We start from the raw sequence: 7,331 nt of genomic DNA, 5'->3' as shown, positions 1-7,331 counted from the left end.
TAGAGCGTATAGGCCTCGCCGTCCTCGCTGACCACGTTGTAGAAACACGACCCGAAGGCCGCGCCTGACAGCTCGGTGGCGGCATCGGTGACGATCTGCACCGTGCGCTCGAGATCGAGCTCGGCGGCGATCGCGGTGCCGACGGCGTTCAGCTTCGCCAGGGTGCTCGCCTGCTCTTCGAGCGCGCGGGCGCTCTCGCGCCGGATCGCCGCGAGACGCAGGCTGGCACCGACCCGGGCCAGTAGTTCCCGTGCCGAGAAGGGCTTGGTCAGATAATCGTCTGCGCCAGAGCGGATGCCTTCGACCTGCGCCTCCTCGCCGGCCCGCGCCGACAGCAGCAGGACCGGGATGTCCCGCAGCTGCGGATCGCGGCGGACCTCCCGTAGCAGGCCGAAGCCGTCGAGCTTCGGCATCATCACATCTGACAGGATCAGGTCGGGCTTCGCGCGGCCGATCGCCTCCAGCGCCTCCTCCCCATCGGCGGCCGTCTCCACCCGGGACCCCGCCGAACGCAGCAGCCTTTTCACATAGCGCCGCATGTCGGCGTTATCGTCGGTCACCAGCACCAGGTTGCGCTCGGCGCCCGGGACCAGGGCAATGGCGTCCAGGCCTTCCTGGGCCGGTGCCGGCGTCTCGCGTGGAGCCGCGCCGCCGGACGACAGCCAGCCCATGGCCTCGTCGACATAAGCCTCGGTGCGCATGCCTGTCGATGCCAGGGAGCGCGCGGTGCCGATCCGGTCCGCCGGAATATGGTCCGTGCCGAACGGGATGCTGATCGTGAACGCGGTGCCACGGCCGACCTCACTGTCGACCAGGACTTGGCCGCCATGCAGCTTGACCAACTCCTGCACCAGGGCCAGGCCGATGCCGGTCCCTTCGATCGACCGGCCGCGCGCGCCCTCGATGCGGCGGAAGCGCTCGAACAGGCGAGGCAACTCCCCGGCCGCAATTCCCGTGCCGGTATCGGCGATCACGATGTCTGCGCTGCGCCCGTCCGGCGAAGGCCGGATTGCGACCGAGATCTCGCCGTCGAAGGTGAATTTAAGCGCATTGGAGAGGAGGTTGAGGACGATCTTTTCCCACATCTCGTGGTCGACATAGACGGGCTCGGGCAAGGCCGGGCAGTCGACCACGAGGCGGAGCTGGGCACGCTCAATTGCCGATCGGAAGGTCGAGGCCAGTTCGGCTGTCAGCTTGGCCAAGTCGGTGGGCTTGTAACTCGCCTCGACCCGCCCAGCCTCGATCCGCGAGAAATCGAGCAGCGAGTTGACCAGCTTCAGCAGCCGGGTCGAATTCCGGTGCGCGACCTCGACCAGGGTGCGGCTCTCCGCCGGGATCTCGTCTCCGGCGGCGCCGAGCAGGTCTTCGAGCGGCCCCATCATGAGCGTCAGCGGGGTGCGGAATTCGTGGCTGACATTCGAGAAGAAGGTGGTCTTGGCGCGGTCGATCTCCGCCAGTGCCTCGGACCGACGCTTCTCCTCCTCATAGGCATGGGCGTTGGCCACGCTGTTGGCGATCTGGCCTGCGATGAAGGTGAGAAAGCCGCGATAGCCATCGTCCAGCAGGCGGAAGGGATTCAGACCGGCGATCAGCACGCCCGCCCGCCCGTTCTCGCCGGCCGCCGGGATGGGGATCAGCATGGCCTGGGCCGGTGGCTGCGGCCAGGCCCCGGAGGGGAAGGCCACGCCGGAGACGGCGGGCAGATCGATCACGGCATGACGGTCCGGCTTGCGCAGGATATCGGCGATCGGCCATGGGCCGGAGGTTCCCGACGCGATCTGCTCCGGGGCCGCCGGATGCCCGGCGGCGATGCCGCTGCGACCGGCCAACCGCACATCCTCGGCCCTGGGCTCCGCCATGTAGATTAGCGCGAAGGGCAGGTCCTGCCGGTTCGCCTCGAGCACCAGGGCGCTGCGCTCGCAGACCTCCTGCCATGTCCGCGCATCCGCGGTGCCGGCTGCCAGGTCACGGAGGATGGCCAACTGGCGCTCGCTCAGCACCCGTCGGGTGTCGTCGGTGTTGGCGCAGATGATGCCGCCGGTGCTGCCGTCATCGGTCGGAATGGGGCTATAGGAGAAGGTGTAGTAGGTCTCTTCCGGATAGCCGTTGCGCTCCATCATCAGGAGCTGCTGCTCGACATAGGTGCCTTCGTCGCCGCCCAGCGCCGTGGCCAGCATCGGCCCGATCTCGGTCCAGATCTCGCGCCACACCGCGGCCGTCGGCTGGCCCAGCGCCGCGGGATGCTTGCCGCCGATGATCGATTTGTAGGGTTCGTTGTAGAAGAAGATCAGCTCCGGGCCCCAGCCGATCCAGATCGGCTGGCGCGAAGTCAGCATGATCCGAATGGCCGTCTTCAGGATCTGCGGCCATTGCTCGGCCGGACCCAGCGACGTCCCGGTCCAGTCATGGGCCCGGATGCGCTGTCCCATCTCGCCGCCGCCCCTCAGGAAGTCGGCGTTGGAAACCGGCCCAAGCCCTCCCGCATCGCCCGCCTCATTCACGTTCCACCTCGACGAGGAATCTTCGAAGGACCCAGCATAATCCGGCCTCCGGCCGAATGGACGCGTAAATCACCCGTCCCATCATGCGGACGCGCTAGAGAGCAGAAAAACCAGAGAACCAAGTGCTGCGACAATGGGCAAGGCGCGCATCTGTTCGTTCCCTTTAAAAGCCCTCAACTCCACCGCACCCCCGATCGGGCGGACATCTGTCGGAGCGGTGGCCGTTCTTGCCCAATGTGTTGAAACTATCGACTTCGGTCATGTCTGGTTTCGGGGCTCACACCGGCCGGAACTGGCCCAAGGCCCGGGGCCTACCGATTCGACCCGCGTCCGATGTCGGCGCGCCTATGCGGCGGCCGCTTATGGCGCCCTCCGGTCTGATTGAGACGACAGAGAAGGGCGGCGAGCGGACGAAGGGGCCACGCTTCAGAAGGGAAACACGGCTGACTTCGCTCCAGAGTCCCACGACTTGTGATGCCTGTCAGCCTAGGGACCAGCCAGTCGCCGCATCACGACGTCGAGCGTCGGCCACGGCGGACCCTTGCGTATGGTCCTGAGGAGTTCGCGGCCCACGCGTCGCCCGTTCGGGAACTGGTCGCCTGCATCCCACCGCCACGCCGCGACCATCGCAAGAACGAGGGCCTGGCAATCGCCGAGCAGTTCTTGATCGGCGTTCGGATAGTGCTCGACAACCTCTTCGGGCACATGGGCGAGGTCGAATTCGACTGGCCCGCGGCAACACGTCTCGAGGTCGATGAACAGCGGCCCGTTCTTCGTGCTGAGCACGTTGCCCGGGTGCGGCTCGCCGTGCAGCAACTGCTCCGCGGCGCCGCGGTCGGCGATCGTTCGTCTCAGGCTCCCCAGCGTGCTGCCGAGAAGTTCACGGTCCGCGTCGGCGAGCGCCGGAGTTTGGTCGCGGCTCGCCACGAGTTGCTGAGCTTCCGCGACCCGATCCGTGAAGTGCGGCGTGGCGACATCGAGCTTGCGCATGCCGGCATGCAGCCGCTCGAGCGCCTTCGCGTAGTCGGCCGGCGCGACCCCGCGAGCCGTCACAGGCGCGTAGTAGGTCCACAGCGTCACCACGAAGCCGTCACGCTCATAGGCGCGGGGCTCCACACGAGGGTCGAGCGCAGCCACGGGGCTCTCGGTCTTGGCGAGCCATTGGGCAAGCTCGATTTCGAACTGCGCCACCTGCTGTGCCAGAGGCGCCACCCGGACAAGGACGTCGCAAGGCAGCAGGCGCACGGCGAGCTTGTTCGAGTTTTGCAGAACGACCGCGTCGCAGACCGTCAGGCCAAGCGCTGAGGCGATCGACCTAGCCGCGGCCACCGCACGCGAAACCTCAGTTGCCTGCAAGGGACGGCTCCGTCTGCACATACTCAGGTGCGGGTTACCTACGGGACTAGGCGTTTCCTGTCACTCGCCGCGCTGGGCCGACGGCAAGTCGGCTTTGGGTCGCATCCGGTCACGTCCGCTTTGGACAACCGCGGGCGATGTCTCGTTATGGCGCACCCCAGTTGGGCCAGGGAACATGAGAGGCGGAGATCGGGGGCTAGCGGGTGCGTCGGGGGCCGCCAGGGGGGGCGACAGCGTCTTGACGGCCTGAACCGTGATATGTGCGGACAGATGACGAGTTTCTTCGCACCACGTGTCATCCCGACGGACCGATCCCCGGTGACGATCATCGCAGCGCCCTTGTATCGACGCAACCGATCTGGCCCAGTTCCTTATTGCAGCGTTTGCATCTCTTCTCGGAGTTGGCCACGAGCCCGGGAGAGCCGAGATCTTACCGTGCCTGTCGGGATTTGAAGTCGCTGGGCCGCCTCAACATACGAATCCCCTTCGACCGCCACTATGGTCAAGATTTCCTGGTGTTCCTTCGAAAGAGTCGTCCAGCGTGCCGAAACCTGCCGTAGTTCAATGATCCCCAGCTGTGTCGGCAGCGTACCGACGTCCCAATCGTCGATTGAGATCATCACGGCCCGGGATCGAACGGTCGTGACCTTCGATAGGTAGAGCCGGCGCATCATCACGGCGAGCCAGGCCATCATGTTGCTGCCGGGCTGCCACAGATCGAGTTTGCGGACCGCTCTGAACAGAGTGTCCTGGATCAGATCGTCGGCGTCGGCATGGTTTTGCGTAAGACGCACCGCGTAACGGCGAAGGTCGGGGATACACGGAGCGATAGTCGCGATGAATTGCCGCTCGTTCGCGGCAGTGATGGCCGACATGGATGAGCGTCCTTTTGGGTGTTGATGGAACCACCCGGTCGCCATGGCCTCGCCCTATGGGCATCGACGTCTGAGTGCAAGGGGCGGCGAGCCGACGTTTGGTCTGGATCAATCCAAACGCAGCGTAGCCGGAAGAGAAATGGCGGCGGTAGGGTCGGAATCTACTCAGATCCGCCCACGGTCCGATTGGTTAGCCGCGACGATCTGATCATCGGACGGAGCGCGATTGGTGGGCGCTGCGGCGATGGGAAAATTCCCAGAGCCGGGCCGCCGGCGATCGATCTTGAGCCATCGCCCGGGCCCTAAGGCACGTCCCTGAGTGATTTCCGAGCCTGCCCTCGTTCACCCCGCGACGACTATAGTGGCACGTGCCGAGTTTGATCGGATGGCTGGGGCCGTGTGCGGGCGACCGGCCTGCCTGATGGCGCAATAATGAAGCTCTCGGCGAGCGTCGATGACGGATGACAAAAGACATGACATTCCCCGTTGGAGACGCAAGGGGCGGAGTCCAGGCTCTCAACCGGTACCGCGAGACAAGCGCGGCACGGAGTTCCTTCGAGCTGCTGATCACGGCAGTGCCGTTTGCGGTGCTTTGGACCCTCATGTGGGCTGCGCTCGGCATCGGCTACTGGCTGTCGTTGCTGTTCGCGCTGCCGACCGCGGCGTTCCTGATGCGCCTTTTCATGATTCAGCACGATTGCGGACATGGAGCCTTCTTCCGTCGACGGTCCATGAACGATTGGTTGGGCCGGATCATCGGCGTCGTGACGTTGACGCCTTATGGTTTCTGGCGCCGCACCCATGCCATTCATCACGCGGCCGTCGGCAACCTCGACCATCGCGGCGTCGGCGATATCGAAACCAAGACCGTGAATGAGTACCTCGCCCTCGGCGCTCCCGGCCGCCTCGCCTACACCTTCTATCGCCATCCGATCGTGATGATCGGCCTCGTTCCGGCATATCTATTCCTGCTGCATTATCGCCTTCCCTTTGGTCTCATTCGGGCTGGCGGACGGCCTTGGGCCAGCACCATGGGAACGAACGCGTCCATCGCGGCCGTCATCCTGTTGATGGTGTGGCTTGTCGGGGTCGGGCCATTCCTGTTGGTGCAAGGCCCGGTGGTGCTGATCGCCGCCTCGATCGGGGTTTGGTTCTTCTACGTCCAACATCAATTCGAGGACACGCGGTGGGCACACCAGGGAGAGTGGGACTTCCATGAAGCCGCCCTTCACGGCAGTTCGCACTATGAGCTGCCACGTGCCCTCGCCTGGTTCACGGGGAACATCGGGGTGCATCATGTACATCATCTCTGCAGCCGGATCCCGTTCTACCGTCTGCACCATGTCCTGGACGATCACCCGGAGCTGGCGGGCGTCGGACGACTGACATTCCTTCAGAGCCTGCAATGCGCGACGCTCGCCCTTTGGGACGAAAGGCAGGGGCGGCTGATCTCGTTTCGTGAACTGCGCAATCGCCGTTCGAATGCGCGCTCCGCGTGAATCGTCTTCTAGTGGTTCATCGAAACCATGATTGCCTGTCCCAAAACCGCGGGCAGTCTGTGATCACAGGATGTTCACGATCCTAGGCCAGCCGCGGCACGAATTTGGCACGATTGTCGCTGAAACGCGCGATCTGGCGAGTCTCCAAGAGACCGAGAAGATAGGACACAACGGACTCGCCACCACGGTTCTCGTTCAGCCGGTCGGGGTGCAGGCCGTCACGGCAGCTGCCCGTCTCCACGTCGACCAAGGACAGGGACAGGTCGTTGCCGCCGAGGAACCACGAGAAGGCGCGCGCCGCATCGGCTTTCCAGGCATCATCGCCATCGGCGCGCAACGCCGCCAGGCACGCCGAGATCGTGGCCGTGGCTTCCAGCGGCTGCTGGTCGAAAGCCTGCGGCAGTGCCCGCCTGCTGCCGAACCCGGACGAGCCGATCGGCCGGAACAGGCCCGCCGGCGTTGTCTGGAGTGACATCAGCCAGCGCAGGGACCTGAGCCCGGCATCGACATAGCTGGGCGCATGGGTCGATATGCCCGTGACGATCAGGGCTTGAGGCAGGCGGGCATTGTCGTAGGTGAGCCCGTCCTCGAACCACACCCAATCCGCGGTTTCGACCGCCGCCAGGAGCGACATCAGCCGGTCCGCGAGGTCGTGGCGAATCCGCTCGGCCAGGGTATCCTCGGCGACCACGGCGCAATAGGCGTCCAGCCCGAGCAGCGTGAAGGCCCAGGCACGGGGCGAGCGAAAGCCCTCGATCGACGGCAGCGCCTCGGCAAACAGGGCGATGGCCCAGCGCCGCCGCGATGCGCTGGTGCCGCTGCGGGCGCATTCGCCCAGGGCCCACAGCGTCCGCCCATGGCTGTCTTCCGAGCCGCGGTCCTCGAGCCAGCGGCGGTCGAAGCTCATGAAGTTGCGGAACCGCCTGGTATCGGGATTCCAGGCATGCTGAATGAAAGCGGCAAGCCGCGCCGTCAGCGGCTCCGGCAGCCGCAGTTCGCGCGGATGGTTCAGGGCGCAGGCCACGAGGAGGGCACGGGCATTGTCGTCGACGCAGTAGCCATGGGTCCGGTCGGGCACCGAATGGACCGCATGCTGGAAC

General features: G+C 65.4%; 4 protein-coding genes and 1 pseudogene. 1 reads left to right on the top strand and 4 read right to left on the bottom strand.

What is annotated here, in order from left to right; genetic code table 11:
* The 3 genes from AC3XYG_RS35980 to AC3XYG_RS35970 form a co-directional block, all read right to left on the bottom strand.
* Positions 1–2,429: ATP-binding response regulator (locus AC3XYG_RS35980; protein ID WP_489144703.1), on the bottom strand; the 2,429-nt coding region annotated here is incomplete at its 3' end.
* Positions 2,430–2,987: 558 nt separating this feature from the next.
* Positions 2,988–3,857 carry a phosphotransferase gene (locus AC3XYG_RS35975; RefSeq protein ID WP_489144702.1) on the bottom strand — a complete coding sequence of 290 codons (870 nt, stop codon included), beginning with the start codon at positions 3,855–3,857 and terminating at the stop codon, positions 2,988–2,990.
* Between the two features lie 371 nt (positions 3,858–4,228).
* Positions 4,229–4,732 (bottom strand): RNA polymerase sigma factor, encoded by a 504-nt coding sequence (locus AC3XYG_RS35970; protein WP_489144701.1) that lies wholly within the window; start codon positions 4,730–4,732, stop codon positions 4,229–4,231.
* Positions 4,733–5,205: 473 nt separating this feature from the next.
* On the opposite strand from AC3XYG_RS35970, the gene AC3XYG_RS35965 reads away from it, so the two are divergent.
* Positions 5,206–6,231 (top strand): fatty acid desaturase, encoded by a 1,026-nt coding sequence (locus tag AC3XYG_RS35965; protein WP_489144700.1) that lies wholly within the window; start codon positions 5,206–5,208, stop codon positions 6,229–6,231.
* A gap of 82 nt (positions 6,232–6,313) precedes the next feature.
* Here AC3XYG_RS35965 and AC3XYG_RS35960 read toward each other — a convergent pair.
* A pseudogene (locus AC3XYG_RS35960) lies at positions 6,314–7,331 on the bottom strand (glycosyl transferase family 1); the annotation flags it as partial.

This window comes from Inquilinus sp. (assembly GCF_057815775.1).
Note: the sequence above shows the minus strand (reverse complement) of the source record. Positions and strands in the feature narration are given on the sequence as shown.

What these genes read in the sequence shown, in the direction of transcription:
- AC3XYG_RS35965 (WP_489144700.1), top strand. Translation starts at nt 5,206, where the DNA reads ATGACATTCCCCGTTGGAGACGCAAGGGGCGGAGTCCAGGCTCTCAAC.
- AC3XYG_RS35970 (WP_489144701.1), bottom strand. Translation starts at nt 4,732, where the DNA reads ATGTCGGCCATCACTGCCGCGAACGAGCGGCAATTCATCGCGACTATC.